The organism is Amycolatopsis sp. NPDC104819 (assembly GCF_055583145.1).
The window spans coordinates 20,294-36,150 of record NZ_JBVJON010000029.1; the positions used below are offsets into that span (position 1 = coordinate 20,294).

Consider the following 15,857-nt stretch of genomic DNA (forward strand, 5'->3'; position numbering starts at 1 on the left):
ACAGCTGCGGAGGAGTGGTCCGGGCTGAGCTCGGTGTGCATGCTTCCGGGCCATCCTATCTCATGTCGGCAGTCCGCCAATACGGCGAAGAGCGGCCGTGCGTAGCCCTTTCCGCCGTGCGGGCCGGAAGCGCGGGCCGCCGCTCAGCCCAGACGGCGGTCACCGGTGACGTCGGCGAGCTCGAGGAAATCCAGGTACGGCACGGCGATCGACCCCAGGTGGGTCACCACTGCCCCGTCCAGTGCGAAAAAACTCAACCCCGGGGTCTCGTCGCGGTCGTCCCGCCCGCCGCGGTCGCCGCAGCAGGCGCCCTCGAGGTGCAGGGTCGCCGGGAAGTCCGCGCCGAACCCGGCGCCGACGGCCGAATACCCCGGCAGGCCCCAGCCGAAGTGGCGGCCGTACTGCTCGACCTTCGCGTACGGCGCGTGGGAGACGAGCACCAGCCGGGTGCCCGCGGTGTGCAGGCCGGCAGCGACCCGCGCGGCCGGCAGGGCCGCCCCGTGGCGGGTGCGGCACGGCATCGTGTGGTGCACCGCGAGCCGGCGGCGGCCGCCGAACAACCCGGCGAGGGTCACCCGGCCCGCCGGGCCCACGAACTCGTAGGCGTTCGCGGCGACGGCGCGAGGCCGGGGTGGTTTCGGTTCGATCAGCTGGGGCAGCACCAGTTCGGTCATCATCGCCTCCGGGTGGCAGCACTGTTCGCCTTCGAAGTGTGCGGCCTGACCTGCCCGCAGTCACCCGTTCGGGGGCTACTACAGCAAGGTGGGAGACGCCCCCGCCGCCGGGCGGGTCCGGGCCCGGAGCCTAGGCTTTGCGGTCATGGCGAGGTACTTCGACGTTCACCCGGACAACCCCCAGCGCCGCGCCGTCGGCCAGATCGCGGACCTCGTGCGCCAGGACGGCCTGATCGCGTACCCGACCGACTCGTGTTACGCGCTGGGCTGCCGGCTGGACAACCAGGACGGTCTCGAGCGGATCCGCTCGATCCGCAAGCTCGACCGGCGGCACCACTTCACGCTGGTCTGCCAGGACTTCGCGCAGCTCGGCCAGTTCGTCATCGTGGACAACTCGGTGTTCCGCGCGATCAAGGCGGCCACCCCGGGCAGCTACACGTTCATCCTGCCGGCCACCAAGGAGGTGCCGCGGCGGCTGATGCACGAGAAGAAGAAGACCGTGGGCGTGCGGATCCCGGAGCACGTCGTCACGCAGGCGCTGCTCGCGGAGCTCGGCGAACCGCTCGTGTCGAGCACGCTGCTGCTGCCGGACGTGCCCGAGCCGCTGACCCAGGGCTGGGAGATCAAGGAAGAGCTCGACCACGTCCTCGACGCGGTGGTCGACTCCGGCGAATGCGGTGTCGAGCCGACGACCGTGGTGGACTTCTCCTCGGGCGAGGCCGAGATCATCCGCCGCGGGGCCGGCGACCCGGACCGCTTCGCCTGAGCGTCAGTCCACTTCGGACGTCCAGAGTGGATTCCGGGGCGGGCGCAGCAGCTCGGCCCAGGCGGCGGCCTCGCCCTCGGCGGTGAGGGCCAGCTCGCCGGGCGCGCGGCGGCCGGTGAACAGCAGGCAGAAGTCCTCGGCGGGCCCGGCGATCCGGCCCGCCGCGTCCTCCGGGCCGAAGTTCCACTGCTCGCCCGAGGGCGCGGTGAGCTCGAACCGGAACGGCCCGGGCACGGCGCTGTCCTGGGCGAAGTAGGCGTCGTCGCGGCTGCGGACGCCGTAGTAGGAGACGTGCCCGACGCTGTCGCCGCGGGCCGGGGTGACACCGAGGGCGTCGGCGATGTCCTGGCCGCGGGCGAACAGCGCGGTCAGCAGGGCGGCGGCGAGCAGGGACGGCCGCAGCGGCCCGCCCGGCCAGTGGATGTCGGTGGTCGCAGCGGCCAGCAGCTCGGTGGCCTTCCGGTGCTCCGACCGCCAGCCGACCACGGCGTCGCCGAGGATCCCGGAGTCGGTGATGCGGGGCGCGTGCTCGCTCGCGTCCCCTTCGACGCTCAGCACCACCCGGCGGGCCACGACCGTCAGCTCGGCGAGGTGTCCGGTGATCGCCCGCCCGACGGGCAGCATCACTTTTCCTTCGTGCTCGCGGAGGAGGTCGACGAGGGCGTCCGCGTCGGTGGCGAGGTCGGTGAAAACGTCTTGCATCCCGCGATGCTGCCCGTGGTGACCGACCGGCGACCACTCGTGGATTGCCTTGCCTGATCAGCTATGTTCGCCACCAGACGGACACGATCGCGGGGAGACGGCGACGATGAAGTTCCTGCTGGTGATGCACATGAACCCCGACATCTGGGACGCCCTCCCGGAGGCGGACAAGGAAGACGTGATGACCGGGCACGGCGAGTTCATCCGCCGGATCCGGGAGTCCGGCGAGCTGGTCAGCACCCAGGCGCTGGACGCACCGGCGAAGAGCGTCGTGGTCCGGGTGACCGACGGCGTCCCGGCGGTCACCGACGGCCCGTTCGCCGAGTCGAAGGAGTTCCTCGCCGGGTACTACCTCGTCGAATGCGCCGGCCAGGAGCGGGCGTGCGAGGTGGCGGCGATGATCCCGGACGCGAAGATCAAGGGGCTCGGCATCGAGGTCCGGCCGGTGGTGTTCTTTGCCGACGCGGCGGCCGAATCCGAGTACACCGGCGGGTGAGCGGCCCGGTCGACGTCGGCGCGGTGCTCCGGCCGCTCGTGCCGCGCGTGCTCGGCGCCCTGGTGCGCCGCTACGGCCAGTTCGACGCGTGCGAGGACGCGGTGCAGGAAGCGCTCATCGCCGCGTCGGTGCAGTGGCCGGCCGACGGGGTGCCGGAGAACCCGCACAGCTGGCTCGTCACGGTCGCCGCGCGGCGGCTGACCGACCTCTGGCGCAGCGAAAGCGCGCGCCGGCGTCGCGAAGAGACGGTCGCGGTGCCGGAGCCGGTGGTGGCGGGACCGGGCGAAGAGCGGGTGCCTGAGGAGGACGACACCCTCACGCTGCTGTTCCTGTGCTGCCACCCGGCGGTTTCGCCGCCGTCCCAGGTGGCGTTGACGCTGCGCGCGGTGGGCGGCCTGACGACCGCGCAGATCGCGAAGGCGTTCCTCGTCCCGGAAGCGACGATGACCCGGCGCATCACCCGCGCCAAGGAGAGCATCGCGGCCGCCGGGTCGACGTTCGGCGAGCCCGCGGCGGCGGAGTACCCCGAGCGGCTGCGGGTCGTGCTGCAGGTGCTGTACCTGATCTTCAACGAGGGGTACACGGCGACGTCCGGCACCGACCTGCAGGTGCCCGGGCTCGCACAGGAGGCGATCCGGCTGACCCGGGCGGTGCGCGCCCACCGCGACGGCGACGGCGAGGTGGCCGGGCTGCTCGCGCTCATGCTCCTCACCGACGCCCGCCGCGAAGCCCGCACCGGCCCCGGCGGCGAGCTGGTGCCGCTGGCCGAGCAGGACCGCGAAGGCTGGGATCGGCGGATGATCGCGGAGGGCGCGGCGCTGATCGGCCGCACGCTGGGGAGCGGTCCGGTCGGCCCGTACCAGGTCCAGGCGGCGATCGCGGCCCTGCACGACGAGGCGCCGAGCGCGGAGACGACCGACTGGGTGCAGATCGCGCAGCTCTACGAGGTGCTGCAGGAGCTCACGCCCAGCCCGGTGGTGACGCTGAACCAGGCGATCGCGGTGTCCATGGTCGACGGCCCGGAGCGCGGGCTGGCGCTGCTGGACACGATTTCCGGGGACAGCCGGATGAAGCAGGGACACCGGTTTGATGCGGTCCGCGCGCACCTGCTGGAGCTGGCGGGGGATCGTGAGGCGGCCCGGGAGTGCTACCGGCGGGCGGCGGGGCGCACGGAAAGTGTTCCGGAGCAACGGTATCTGGAGGAGCGGGCGTCCCGGCTGGGCTGAAGGCGCGCGAAGGGCCCGCCCGGGGCCGAGTGTCGCGAATGACCCATTGGGGACGTCTGGTGCCGCGAATGGGTCATTGGCGGCATCGCGCACCCGCGGGAAGGCTGAAGGCGCGCGAAGGGCCCGCCCGGGGCCGAGTGCCGGGCGGGTCCTTCCCGATCTGTCCTCAGTGGACGCTCAGCGGAGGACGACACCCTCTTCGGCCGCCGGGGCCGCGGTGAGGCGGAACAGCCGGGTGAACAGCTCGAGGTCGCGGACGTCGCCCTCGATCGAGACCAGGCCCGTCGCCACCGCGTCGGCCGGGGTGACCTGGCCGCCGATCAGGTCGAGCAGGGCCGGGCCCTGACCCGCGCGGATGACCAGGTCCGCCGCCGCGTGGCGGCCTTCCGAGACCTTGAGCGCGCCGTCGTCGACCATCGCGTGGACGATCATCGTGTCGTGGTACTGGATCTCGAACGTCACCTGGACCGCGCCCGCCGCCTCGCTCTGGAACGTCGTGTACAGCGAAAGGATCGCCGCGTCCAGGGTGAAGACGTCGTCCGGGCCGGGGTGGCTGAGCGAGCGCGCGCCCCACAGGCCGAGGTCGAGCAGGATGTGGTCCAGCTCGGCGCCGTACTCGGTGAGCTCGTACACCAGGCCGGCGTCGAGGTCGGCGCGGACGCGGCGGCGGATCACGCCGGCCGACTCCATCTCGTTGAGCCGCGCGGAAAGGATGCTCGGCGGGATCTTCGGCAGCCCGGCCTGCAGCTCGGTGTAACGCTTCGGGCCGAACACCAGGTCACGCACCACGAGCAACGCCCAGCGTTCGCCGATGAGCTCGAGCGCGCGAGCCACGCCGCAGAACTGACCATAGGTGCGGGTTTGTGCGGTCATCGTTCCTCACTTCGTGCGGTGGTGCGGTTTCAGTGGTGGTCGCCTTCGGAAATCAAGTCGCGGTGCAGCACTTGCAGCTCGTCGCACGGCTCGACGCCCAGCTCTTCGCTCAGCCGCTTGCGGAGGCTGCGGTACACGGCCATCGCGTCGGACCGGCGGCCGCTGCGGCCCAGGGCCCGCATCAGCTGGCCGTGCAGCGCTTCGTCGAGCGGGTTGCCCGCCGACAGCGAACGCAGCTCGCCGATCAGCTCGCGGTGGTTCCCGCTGTGGATCTCGGCTTCGATGAGCATGTGCAGCGTGTTCCGCTGCTGCTCCAGCAGTTCCATCGTGTACGGCGCGAGCACCGGGCCGCACGGCACGTTCGCCAGCGGCGGCCCGGTCCACAGATCCAGCGCCGCGCGGAAGCGCTCCACCGCGGCCGGGTGGTCACCCGCCCGCAGCAGCTCCTGGCCTTCCTGCTGCAGCCGGCCGAAGCGGAAGACGTCGACCTGCGCCGGGTCGATCCGGAAGACGTACCCGGGCGCCTTGGTGAGCAGCATCGACTCGGTGCCGTCGCCCAGCCCGTTCTCCTCGATGCACCGGCGCAGGTGGTACACGTAGGTGTGCAGCGTGGTCCGCATCGTGCGGGGCGGCGTGCTGGCCCAGAGCTCCTGGGCGATCGCGTCGACCTGCACCATCTTCCCGGGCCGCAGCACCAGCAACGCCAGCAGCTGCAGCAGCTTGGGCGTCGTGGGTGCGAGGTCGACCCCGTCGCGGTGCACGCCGAGCGGGCCGAGCACCGTGAAGCTGACCGCACTTTCGAGTGGTTCCACCGGCCGCTCGGTCACACCGACCAGTCCGTCCGTTACCTTTTTGGCGGAGTACATGCCGGGCGCCTCCAGTGTTCCCGCTGCGATGACTCGAGCTCCCCAGTGAAGCCCTGCCGGGCCGAAAACCAAGCCCGTGGCTGTCCAACGTCGAATGTGACAGAGCCGGGGGACCGCAGCCAGTGAGCCGTCCATCAGACTCGAGATGCGTTTCGCCCGGCGGCCCCGTGCATCGGTCACGTCCGCGCCGGGCGCCGAACACTGCGTGTGGCCAGGCCGGACCGGGCGTTCCTGGCGGGTCTGATCTTCCCGGGCGGCGGCGGGCCGAGCGGCACGCCTCTGTCACTCGCCGTGCGCGGGCGTATTTCAAAACGAGCCCGTGCGTTTCGCACGCCGCCCCCGTGCGTTTCGCACCCGGGGAACGGGGACCTGCGCACTGGTCCGTTTCCGAGGCCGCGGCGGCTTCTTCCGAGCCTCCATCGGTCCGCGAGTTCCGCCGTCTTACCTGACGAGGAGGGAAATGACGTCGGTAAGGATTCGAGGTTGGACTGATGATCTTGCGATCGGTAACGTCCGGGGGCGCCGACGAGACCGAGCCGTCGGCGGTCGTGGAGCGACCCGGCTGGGCGGCGGACCAGGACTCGGAAAGAGTTGTCCAGCCCGCGGTCCTGCGCGCGATCAAGATGATACTGGACCGCTACTTCGAGCCGATCACCCTGTCGGCCCTGGCGTCCGAGGTGTACGTGAGCCCGTTCCACTTCTCACGCATCTTCGCCAAGGCGACCGGGGTGACGCCGGGGCGGTTCCTGACCGCCGTGCGGCTGTTCGAAGCGAAGCGGCTGCTGCTGACGACTTCGCTGACGGTGTCGGACATCGTCTGCAGCGTCGGCTACAGCAGCGTGGGCACCTTCACGAGCCGGTTCCTCCGGACGGTCGGGATGACCCCGACCGAGTACCGCGAACCCGAGGTCGGTGAACTGCTGGTGGCGCATTCGGCGCACTTCCAGCGGCTGCCGTCGCTGCGGTCCCTGCGGGAGGCCGGCAGCTCGTGCGCGGCGCTGAAGCCCGGGTCCTCCCGGCTCACCGTGCGGCTGAACATGCCCGCGGAAGCGACCTCGGCCAACGTGCTCGTCGGGGTGTTCGCCGACGCGGTGCCGCAGAGCGGGCCGGTCGCCTTCGGCGGCCTCGCGGACGTTCAGTCCTCGGAGCTGACGATCGACGGCGTGCCCGAAGGCACCTGGACGGTGATCGCGGTCGCCGACCACGGCACCTTCCGCGGCACGCCGGCCGGCCCGGCGTTCACGATCGCCAGCGAGCTGACGACGGTGACGGGGTTCGAACCCGCCGAGGTGACCATGCGGATGCGGCCGCCGGCGCTGACCGACCCGCCGATCGCGATCACCCTCGCCTCCCGGCAGTCGCCCGCCGACCAGCGGATGCTCGCCGCGGCGCAGCGGTCGCACCTGCGTTCTGTTGCCTGACCCGACGGACAAAAGGACGGATGATGTCTACTTTCATCGGAGTGCTGCGCAAGCGCTTCCTGGCCCCTTCGCTCGCGTCGGTCGGGTTCGCCGAGCGCGGGTTCCCGGTCACTCCCACCGCCGCGACGGCCCGGCTGGAGGCGGTGCCGCAAGCGGTGGTGGTCGGGTTCGAGTGGGCGATCGAAGGCGCGTCGCTGTGGGAGCTCGAGCGGCGCCTCGCGCTGATCGAGCCGGAGCAGCGCGGCTTCGCCTACGAAGGCGCGACGATGGGCTACTCCATCCTCGACGCCATGCCCGGCGGTGGCCGGAACAAGACGCGTGAGCTGCTGGAGGGTCCGGCCCAGCCGCACATCTTCCTGACCTACATCGGGATCGGCTTCGCGATGGCGCGGCTGCCGCGTCCACTGTGGAAGAACATCCTGCCCGAGCTGTCCGGGGTGGCCTACCACCCGGTGATGAGCTGGCTCGCCGTCGACGGGTTCGGGTTCGACCGCGCCTACTTCGACACGAAGAAGTGGGTCGACGAGCAGGCCGAGCCGGAGCCCTACCCGTGGGCCGGGCGCCCGGAGTACTTCGCCCGCGCGTTCGACCAGGGGGTCGGGCGGGCGCTGTGGTTCATCAACGGCGGGAACCCGCCCGCGGTGGCCGAAGCGGTCGGGCGGTTCCCCGAAGCGCGCCAGGCGGACCTCTGGAGCGGGGTCGGTCTCGCCGCGACGTTCGCCGGTGGCGCCGACCAAAGCGGCCTGGCCGAGCTGCGCCGGCTGTCCGGGGAGTACTACGACGAGCTCGCCCTCGGCGTGGTGTTCGCGGTCAAGGCGCGGACGTACTCCGAGTACGTGCCCGCCCACACCCACCTCGCCGCCGGGGTGCTGCTCGACCTTTCCGTGCAGGCGGCGCAGAACGTCGGCGACCGCACCGAGCGGGCGGACGGCGACGACGGGCCGGAACCGCCCTACGAGCTGTGGCGCGCCCGGATCCGCGCGGAGTTCTCCAGCGGTGCGCAGCGTCTCGCCGGCTGAGCCCGGTGATCGCACGCAACCGTGGAGTAGACCGCTGACCAGCGGATCTGTGACCGTAGAACGGAAAGAGCTGCACCTCATCCAATTCGACCCGTAAGGGGGAGAGTGCGTTGGGCAATGGTTGGCGCGCGCTCAGGCGACGCATCCTGACACCGGACGTCTCGGAGACTTCGCTGGAGAAGCGGGGTTTCCACCGCAAGAGCCCAGCCGCTCAAGAACGACTCGAGACGGTCGGGGAGAAGTTCCTCCTCGGGTACGCGCACGCGGTCGAGGCGCGCTCGGTGGAGCAGGCCGAGGAGTGGCTCGAGCGCATCCCCACGCAGTTTCGCGGGTTCGCCTACGAGGGCGCGGGAATGGGGTACGGCGTCCTCGACGGGCTGCCGTTCGGCAAGAGCACGAACATCGCGGAGTTCCTGGCGGGCCCCGGCGAGAAGCACGACTACATCATCTACGTCGGGGTCGGCTGGGCCATGTGCCGGCTCCCGCGCTTCGCGTGGCCGAAGGCTTCGGCGTTCGACCCGCTGCTGCGCTGGCTGGTGCTCGACGGCTACGGCTTCCACCAGGCGTACTTCAAGACCGCCAAGTACATCGGCGAACAGCACCAGGAGCTCGGCTTCTCCTGGCCGGACCGGCGGTACGACGGGTACGCGCTGCGGGCCATCGACCAGGGCATCGGCCGGGCGCTGTGGTTCATCAACGGCACCGACGTCTCCTTGGTGGCCAAGGCGATCGAAGCGTTCCCCGAGTCGCGCCACGGCGACCTGTACGCCGGGGTGGGGCTCGCCTCGACCTACGCGTGCGGTGTCACGGCCGAGGAACTGGGGGAGCTGGTCGACCGCGCCGGCATCCACCACGGGCAGCTGGCCCAGGGCAGCGCTTTCGCGGCCGAGTGCCGGGTGCGTGCGGGCCTGATGATCCCGGAGACCGAGATGGCGGCCCGGGCGATCTGCGGGGTGTCCGCCGAACGCGCGGCGGAGATCACCCAGGAGGTCCGCCCGGCCGTCGTCGTCGACGGTGACGACGTCCCGGCGTTCGAAACCTGGCGGCAGCGGATCGCCGAAGAAGTCCTCAAGCACGGAGGGAAGACGAAATGACCGCGACCTTGGGCTGGCTGCGCAAGCAGCTGGCGGGCATCGTGGCGCTGGTGCTGATCCTCGGCCTCTTCACGGTCGCCCAGCTGCCTCGCGTCTCGGCCGCCGAACAGGACCAGATGGCGAGCAAGTTCGCCTTCACCCCGATGAGCATCGCGCTGCCGCCGGCGAAGAAGGCGCAGTCGATCCGGACGGTGAACAAGGAGTACGAGCACATCGCCGCGTGGATCTCTTCGGTCGGCGCCGCGATCGCGATCAACGACATCAGCGGCAGCGGCAAGGCCAACGACATCTGCCTGGTCGACCCGCGCAGCGACCAGGTCGTCATCACGCCGACGCCGGACTCCGGCCCGCGGTACGCGCCGTTCGCGCTCGACCCCTCGCCGACGCTGGCGACGTGGGACTACATGGCGCCGATGGGCTGCGTCCCCGGTGACTTCAACGAAGACGGCCGCACCGACATCCTCGCCTACTACTGGGGCCGCACGCCGGTGCTGTTCATGCAGAAGCCGGGCGCGACGAAGTTCGACGCCTCGGCGTTCGTGCCGACCGAGCTGGTGCCGGGCAACCACCGCGGCGCCGACGGCAAGTACAACGGCCCGCTGTGGAACACCGACTCCGTCACCATCGGCGACTTCGACGGCGACGGGCACGTCGACATCTTCGTCGGGAACTACTTCCCCGACAGCAAGGTCCTCGACCCGAACGCCGACGGCGGCATCACGCTGAACCAGTCGATGTCGCACGCGACGAACTCGGGCGCCAAGTACATCTACCGCTGGACGGGCGCCTCGACCGGGGCCAACCCGAGCGCGCAGTTCGTGGACGCGTCCCAGGGCATCCCGGAGAGCGCGCGCCTCGGCTGGACGCTGGCCTCCAGCGCGACCGACGTCGACGGGGACAACCTGCCCGAGCTCTACATCGCCAACGACTTCGGGCACGACCACTTCCTGTACAACAAGTCGACACCGGGGCACGTCGAGTTCGGCGAGGTCACCGGGGTCCGCGGGATCACCGACCCCAAGTCGAAGGTGCTGGGCCACGACTCCTTCAAGGGCATGGGCGTCGACTTCGGCGACCTGAACCACGACGGCCTCTACGACCTGTTCGTCAGCAACATCACGACGTCGTGGGGCATCGAAGAGTCGAACTTCCAGTTCATGAACAAGTCGAAGAACAACCAGGACCTGACCTCGCAGTTCAAGAACGGCGTCGCGCCGTTCGAGGACACCAGCGGCTCGACCGGCACGGCCTGGTCCGGCTGGGGCTGGGACGTCAAGATCCAGGACTTCAACAACAGCGGTGAGAACCAGATCGCCCAGGCGACCGGGTTCGTCAAGGGCCAGGTCAACCGCTGGCCGAACCTGCAGGAGCTGGCCACGGCCAACGACGGCCTGCTGTCCAACCCGTTCTGGTGGCCGAACGCCCGCGCCGGGGACGACATCGGCGGGGACCAGACGTTCCACTTCTTCGTGAAGAGCCCGGACGGCCGCTACACCGACCTCGGCCCGCAGCTGGGCCTGGCGGTTCCGGTGCCCACCCGCGGCATCGGGGTCGGTGACACCAACGGCGACGGCCTGCCCGAGTTCGCGGTCGCGCGGCAGTGGGAAGCGCCGATCTTCTACCACAACGACAGCCCGAACCCGGGCAAGTACCTGCAGCTGAAGCTGACCACCGACGCCCCGGTGGCGCCCGGTGCGCTGCCCGCGGCCGGCAGCCCGGCGATCGGCGCGCAGGTCACCGTGACGACCTCGGACGGCAAGAAGTACCTCGGCCGGGTCGACGGCAGCAGCGGGGAGGCCGGCCGGCGCAGCTTCGACGTCCAGATCGGCCTCGGCCACGCCGTGCAGGGCCCGCTCGACGTGCACCTGCAGTGGCGGGACCGGACCGGGCAGCTGCGGACGCAGAACCTGAAGCTCGAACCCGGTTGCCACATGTACCAGCTCGGCACCACGGCGATGGAAGAGATGTGACGGCATGACCACCCCGACTCTGACCAAAGTGGACACCGCGCCACCGAAGCGGACGAACAAGGTCGTCACCGCGCTTCGCCGGTTCGCGATCTCGATCACGATCTTCAACATCATCGGCTACACGATCCTCGGGTTCGAGCAGCCGTGGCTGTACCCGTTCGTCGCGCTGGCGACCGCGTACACCACGGAGATCGTCCTGGAGATCATCAACGCCCGGGTGACCGACCGTGAGGTCCGGTTCAAGGGCAACGGGTTCAAGGGGCTCGTGGAGTTCCTGCTGCCGGCGCACATCACCGGTCTCGCGCTGAACATGCTGACCTACGTCAACGACCGCATCCTCGTGATGATCTTCGGCGTGGTCGTGGCGGTCGGCGCGAAGTGGGTCCTGCAGGCGCCGGTGTACGGCCGCATGCGCCACTACATGAACCCGTCGAACTTCGGCATCACGATCATCCTGCTGTTCTTCCCGTGGGCCAGCATCGCCCCGCCGTACCACTTCAGCGAGCAGATCGCGACCTGGGGCGGCTGGCTGATCGTCGCGATCATCCTGATCTCGGGCACCGTGCTCAACGCGCTGCTGACCAACCGGATGTTCCTGATCGCGGGCTGGCTGAGCTTCTTCGTGATCCAGGCCTTCGTCCGTGGCTGGCTGTTCGGCACGTCCATCCCGGGCGCGCTGGCGATGGGCACCGGGATCGCGTTCGTGCTCTACACGAACTACATGGTGACCGACCCGGGCACCTCGCCGTCGAAGAAGGGCTCGCAGTTCGCCTTCGGCGCCGGCGTGGCCTTGGCGTACGGCTTCTTCACCGCGGTGCACGTCGCGTACGGGCTGTTCCTGGCCACCGCGACCGTGTGCCTGATCCGCGGGGCCTTCCTGTGGGGCCTGCACTTCTCGAACAAGGCGCGGATCAAGTTCGAGGCCGAGCAGGCCGAGCAGAAGGCCAAGCTCGAGCTCGCCCCGCCGGCGAAGTCCGAAGGCGACGACGAAAAGCCGGGAGCGATCGCGGCATGACCGGATCGCAGCACGAAGTCCGGGCGGCGCACACCGCGCCGCCCGGGCCGCCGCGCCGGGCGACCTTCCGGTTGTTGAAGCAGCTCTTCACCGACCGGCTGGCGCTCATGGGCGACAACGCCGAGACCTACGGCGACGTCGTCCGCATCGCCATCGGACCGAAGGCGATGTACCTGGTCAACCACCCCGACCTCGCCAAGCACGTGCTCGCGGACAACGCCGCGAACTACCACAAGGGCATCGGCCTGCAGGAGGCCCGCCGGGCCCTCGGCGACGGCCTGCTCACCAGTGACGGCGAGATCTGGAAGAAGCAGCGCCGGACCATCCAGCCGGTGTTCCAGCCCAAGCGGATCTCCCGGCAGGCCGCGGTCGTGGCGTCCGAAGTGGACGCTCTGGTCAAGCGCCTGGCCGAGTACGACGGGCCGGTCGAGATCCTGCACGAGATGACCGGGCTGACCCTCGGGGTGCTCGGCAAGACGCTGCTCGACGCCGAGCTCGGCGGGTACGAGACGCTGGGCCACTCGTTCGAGGCCGTGCAGGACCAGGCCATGTTCGAGGCGGTCACGCTGAGCATGGTGCCGCAGTGGGTGCCGCTGAAGAAGCAGGTGGAGTTCCGGACCGCGCGTGACGAGCTGCGGCGGATCGCCGAGGAGCTGGTGGACCAGCGGCTCGCGAACCCCGTCGAAGGCGGCGAAGACGTGCTGTCGCGGCTGATCGCGTCCGGTTCCACGGACGGCGCTTCGCGGGAACGCATGCGCGACGAGCTGATCACCCTGCTGCTGGCCGGGCACGAGACGACGGCGAGCACGCTCGGCTGGGCGTTCCACCTGATCGACGAGCACCCGGAGGTCGGCGAGCGGCTGCACGCCGAAGCCGTCGAGGTGCTCGGCGACCGGCTGCCCGAGTACGAGGACCTGCGGCGGCTGAGCTACACCGTGGCCGTCGTCGAAGAGGTCATGCGGCTGTACCCGCCGGTGTGGCTGCTGCCGCGGATCGCCCAGGCCGACGACGAGATCGGCGGGTACCACGTGCCGGCCGGCTCCGACGTCGTCGTGGTGCCCTACACGCTGCACCGGCACCCGGACTTCTGGGCCGACGCCGAACGCTTCGACCCGGGCCGGTTCGACCCGGCCAACCCGGCCGGGCGGCCGCCGCGCTACGCCTACGTGCCCTTCGGCGCCGGGCCGCGGTTCTGCATCGGCAACAGCCTCGGCGTGATGGAGGCGGTCTTCGTGCTGGCGATGGCCTCACGGGACCTTCAGCTGAGCAAGGTGGCGGGCAAGGTCGTCGAACCCGAGGCGATGCTTTCGCTGCGGGTGAAGGGCGGCCTGCCGATGACCGTGCGCCGCCGGGATCGGACGCGGCGAGCCGAAGCCGCTTGAGCAGAAGTCTACTGTGGACATTCGACGAGGAGGTAGGCCGGTGCAACCCGAGGCCACCGAAGAAGAACGCGTCATGAACCTGACCCTCGAGGCCTACGCGGACACGATCGTGCCCGGGGAGAAGCGGTTCCCGGAGGACCGCGCGATCGCCGGGGCCGCGCCCGGCCCGGGGTCGGTGGCGGCGGGGGCGCTCGACCTGCTGAACTTCGACGCGACCGGCGTCACGGCCGGCCTGCCCTACCTCGCGCAGTCGCTCAACGACCACGCGAAGTCCTACGCGGGTGAGGTCGAGCTGGCGCTCGACGACGACGTGCCGCCGTTCGTGGCGCTGTCCTACGAGCACCGCCGCGAGCTGGTGCACCGGCTGACCACCCCCGGGCACCCGGAGAAGGACGGCTGGGTGAGCCTCGCGCTGTTCTGCAACATGGCCTTCGACAGCGCCGCGCACCTGCACACCGCCGACGCGATCCGCGACGGGCACCCCGGCCTGCTGGCGCTGGGGTACCAAGCCCCGGACGCCGACGGGTTCTGGCGGTTCCCGAAGTACGGCTACGGCCGCAAGCTGGCCGACCTCCACCCGGACACGACGCCCTCGGGGAGCCCCGCATGAGTGCCATCGACAAGACCGACGTCGTCATCGTCGGCAGCGGCTTCGGCGGATCGATTCCCGCCTACCACCTCGCCGCGGGCGGGGCCAAGGTCACCGTCCTGGAGCGCGGGCCCTGGCTCGCCGCGGACGACTTCGAGCACGACTACCTGCTCGGCTCGTCCTACACCCGGGCGTTCGACTTCGTCGTCGGCGACGGCATGAGCGTGCTCGGTGGCAACTGCGTCGGCGGCGGCAGCGTGGTTTACTTCGCCGCGATGCCCCGCGCGCCGCGGTTCGTCTTCGAGCGGCACGGCAGCATCGGCCGTCGCATGTGGCCGTCGGTCATCTCCCGCGACTCGCTCGAGCCGTGGTACGACCGCGTCGACGAGTCGCTCCCGGTGTCCAAACAGGACTGGAACGACGTCTCCTATGCCGGCGGGCTGTGGGCGGCGGCGTGCAACCACTCCGGCCGCACGGCCAACCCGGCGCCGGTCGCCGTCGACAACGACACCTGCGTCAACTGCAACTTCATGATGGCGGGCTGCAAGTTCGACGCGAAGCGCTCGATGCTGACGAACTACCTGCCGGCCGCGCTCGCGCACGGCGCGCAGATCCGCCCGCTGCACGAGGTCCAGCGGCTGGAGCGCACCGAGGACGGCGGCTACCGGGTCTACTTCGACATCGTCGACGAAGAGGACTACCGGGTGCACACCGGCACCGGCGTCATCGAGGCGAAGGTCGTCATCATCGCCGCGGGCGCCGGCGCGACCCCGGTGATCCTGCAGCGCTCGGAGGCGGCGCTCGGCGAGATGCCGCACGGCGTCGGCCGGTACTTCTCCGGCAACGGCGAGCGGCTCAACACCGCGATCATCGACGAGGACCGCGTCCGCGAGGTGCTCGGACTGTCCCGTGAGGACGGTCCGGTGTACTCGGCCAACCACATCGGCAAGGGCCCGACCGTCGCGAACTGGGACAAGCTCGACGGGTCGCTGCCGGAGTACGAGCGCTACTCGCTGGAGCAGCTGTACTTCCCGCCGGGCCTGGGCACCATCCTCGCCCAGGTGCCCGGCGGCGAGGAGCCGCGCTGGTACGGGGCGGAGAAGAAGGAGCTGCTGAAGCAGTGGGCCAACTGGCTCACGATCTTCCTGATGACCGAGGACGACAACGAAGGCGTCTTCGGCACCCCGCCGCCGACCGGCAACGCCTACCGCATCTCGCAGCAGATGCTCGGCCGCGGCCCGCTGCGCTACGACCCGACCGAGAACACTCGGCACGGCTGGGCGCTCGCGGACGCCGACTGCAAGGCGATCATCGAGAAGGACGGCCTCGCGAAGGTCGCGCCGTGGACCAACGACGTCGTCGGCGCGTACACCGTGCACCCGCTGGCGTCGTGCCGGATCGGGGACGACGCGGCGACGTCCGCGCTGCACCCGAACCACGAGCTGCGCAACCACCCGGGCATCTTCGTCACCGACAGCGCGTCGGTGCCGGGGGCGCTCACGGTGAACCCGGCGATGACCGTCGCCGCGCTCGCCGAGCGGTCGATCCCGGGCATCGTCCGGGAGCTGCAGTCCCGCGGTGTCGACGTCAAGTACGGCGCGCCGTCGCCCGACGGCTCGATCACCGGCCGCCGCGCGGTGTCCAAACTGGACCTCGTGGCCGGCAACTGATGCACGGAGACGGGCTCGGGGGGGGGGGGGGGGGGGGGGGGGGGGGGGGGGGGGGGGGGGGGGGGGGGGGGGAGGGGGGGTGGGGGGGGGGCGG

Annotated in this window: 15 protein-coding genes; 11 read left to right on the forward strand and 4 right to left on the reverse strand. The window is 70.6% G+C overall.

The window, feature by feature from the left end:
• Positions 1-143: 143 nt before the first annotated feature.
• Positions 144-674 carry a DUF899 family protein gene (locus tag ACZ63E_RS45205; protein ID WP_465342482.1) on the reverse strand — a complete coding sequence of 177 codons (531 nt, stop codon included), beginning with the start codon at positions 672-674 and terminating at the stop codon, positions 144-146.
• Positions 675-819: 145 nt separating this feature from the next.
• On the opposite strand from ACZ63E_RS45205, the gene ACZ63E_RS45210 reads away from it, so the two are divergent.
• Positions 820-1,440, forward strand: a complete 621-nt coding sequence (locus ACZ63E_RS45210) for an L-threonylcarbamoyladenylate synthase (RefSeq protein WP_465313281.1) — start codon at positions 820-822, stop codon at positions 1,438-1,440.
• A 3-nt stretch (positions 1,441-1,443) separates the two neighbouring features.
• Here ACZ63E_RS45210 and ACZ63E_RS45215 read toward each other — a convergent pair whose 3' ends face one another.
• Positions 1,444-2,142, reverse strand: coding sequence for a maleylpyruvate isomerase family mycothiol-dependent enzyme (locus ACZ63E_RS45215; protein WP_465342483.1), 699 nt, complete (start codon positions 2,140-2,142; stop codon positions 1,444-1,446).
• 106 nt (positions 2,143-2,248) lie between these two features.
• On the opposite strand from ACZ63E_RS45215, the gene ACZ63E_RS45220 reads away from it, so the two are divergent.
• Together ACZ63E_RS45220 and ACZ63E_RS45225 are read left to right on the forward strand one after the other, a co-directional pair.
• Positions 2,249-2,638, forward strand: coding sequence for a YciI family protein (locus ACZ63E_RS45220; RefSeq protein ID WP_465342484.1), 390 nt, complete (start codon positions 2,249-2,251; stop codon positions 2,636-2,638).
• The gene (locus tag ACZ63E_RS45225) at positions 2,635-3,864 is read left to right on the forward strand and encodes an RNA polymerase sigma factor (RefSeq protein ID WP_465342485.1); all 1,230 of its coding nucleotides are present in this window, start codon (positions 2,635-2,637) and stop codon (positions 3,862-3,864) included. Before ACZ63E_RS45220 ends, ACZ63E_RS45225 begins: the two co-directional genes overlap by 4 nt.
• 177 nt (positions 3,865-4,041) lie before the next feature.
• Here ACZ63E_RS45225 and ACZ63E_RS45230 read toward each other — a convergent pair whose 3' ends face one another.
• Positions 4,042-4,737: a winged helix-turn-helix transcriptional regulator gene (locus tag ACZ63E_RS45230; protein WP_465342486.1), complete on the reverse strand. Its 696-nt coding sequence runs from the start codon at positions 4,735-4,737 to the stop codon at positions 4,042-4,044.
• Between the two features lie 29 nt (positions 4,738-4,766).
• Entirely contained in the window at positions 4,767-5,603 is an 837-nt protein-coding gene (locus ACZ63E_RS45235) for an AfsR/SARP family transcriptional regulator (RefSeq protein WP_465342487.1), read from the reverse strand.
• A gap of 491 nt (positions 5,604-6,094) precedes the next feature.
• Here ACZ63E_RS45235 and ACZ63E_RS45240 point away from each other — a divergent pair, with 491 nt between their 5' ends.
• The 8 genes from ACZ63E_RS45240 to ACZ63E_RS45275 all read left to right on the forward strand — a co-directional run bounded on the left by ACZ63E_RS45240 (position 6,095) and on the right by ACZ63E_RS45275 (position 15,763).
• Positions 6,095-7,024: a helix-turn-helix transcriptional regulator gene (locus tag ACZ63E_RS45240; RefSeq protein WP_465342488.1), complete on the forward strand. Its 930-nt coding sequence runs from the start codon at positions 6,095-6,097 to the stop codon at positions 7,022-7,024.
• A gap of 23 nt (positions 7,025-7,047) precedes the next feature.
• Entirely contained in the window at positions 7,048-8,043 is a 996-nt protein-coding gene (locus tag ACZ63E_RS45245) for a DUF1702 family protein (protein ID WP_465342489.1), read from the forward strand.
• Positions 8,044-8,153: 110 nt separating this feature from the next.
• Positions 8,154-9,137, forward strand: coding sequence for a DUF1702 family protein (locus ACZ63E_RS45250; protein WP_465342490.1), 984 nt, complete (start codon positions 8,154-8,156; stop codon positions 9,135-9,137).
• Entirely contained in the window at positions 9,134-11,107 is a 1,974-nt protein-coding gene (locus ACZ63E_RS45255) for a CRTAC1 family protein (protein ID WP_465342491.1), read from the forward strand. The genes ACZ63E_RS45250 and ACZ63E_RS45255 overlap by 4 nt, the downstream gene beginning before the upstream one ends.
• 4 nt (positions 11,108-11,111) lie before the next feature.
• Complete coding sequence (locus ACZ63E_RS45260) at positions 11,112-12,122, forward strand: enediyne biosynthesis protein (protein WP_465342492.1); 1,011 nt, start codon at positions 11,112-11,114, stop codon at positions 12,120-12,122.
• A complete protein-coding gene (locus tag ACZ63E_RS45265) occupies positions 12,119-13,504 on the forward strand; it encodes a cytochrome P450 (protein ID WP_465342493.1) in 1,386 nt (461 codons plus the stop codon). The genes ACZ63E_RS45260 and ACZ63E_RS45265 overlap by 4 nt, the downstream gene beginning before the upstream one ends.
• A 40-nt stretch (positions 13,505-13,544) precedes the next feature.
• Positions 13,545-14,114 carry a DUF5987 family protein gene (locus ACZ63E_RS45270; RefSeq protein WP_465342494.1) on the forward strand — a complete coding sequence of 190 codons (570 nt, stop codon included), beginning with the start codon at positions 13,545-13,547 and terminating at the stop codon, positions 14,112-14,114.
• The gene (locus tag ACZ63E_RS45275) at positions 14,111-15,763 is read left to right on the forward strand and encodes a GMC family oxidoreductase N-terminal domain-containing protein (RefSeq protein ID WP_465342495.1); all 1,653 of its coding nucleotides are present in this window, start codon (positions 14,111-14,113) and stop codon (positions 15,761-15,763) included. The genes ACZ63E_RS45270 and ACZ63E_RS45275 overlap by 4 nt, the downstream gene beginning before the upstream one ends.
• The last annotated feature ends 94 nt before the right edge of the window (positions 15,764-15,857 follow it).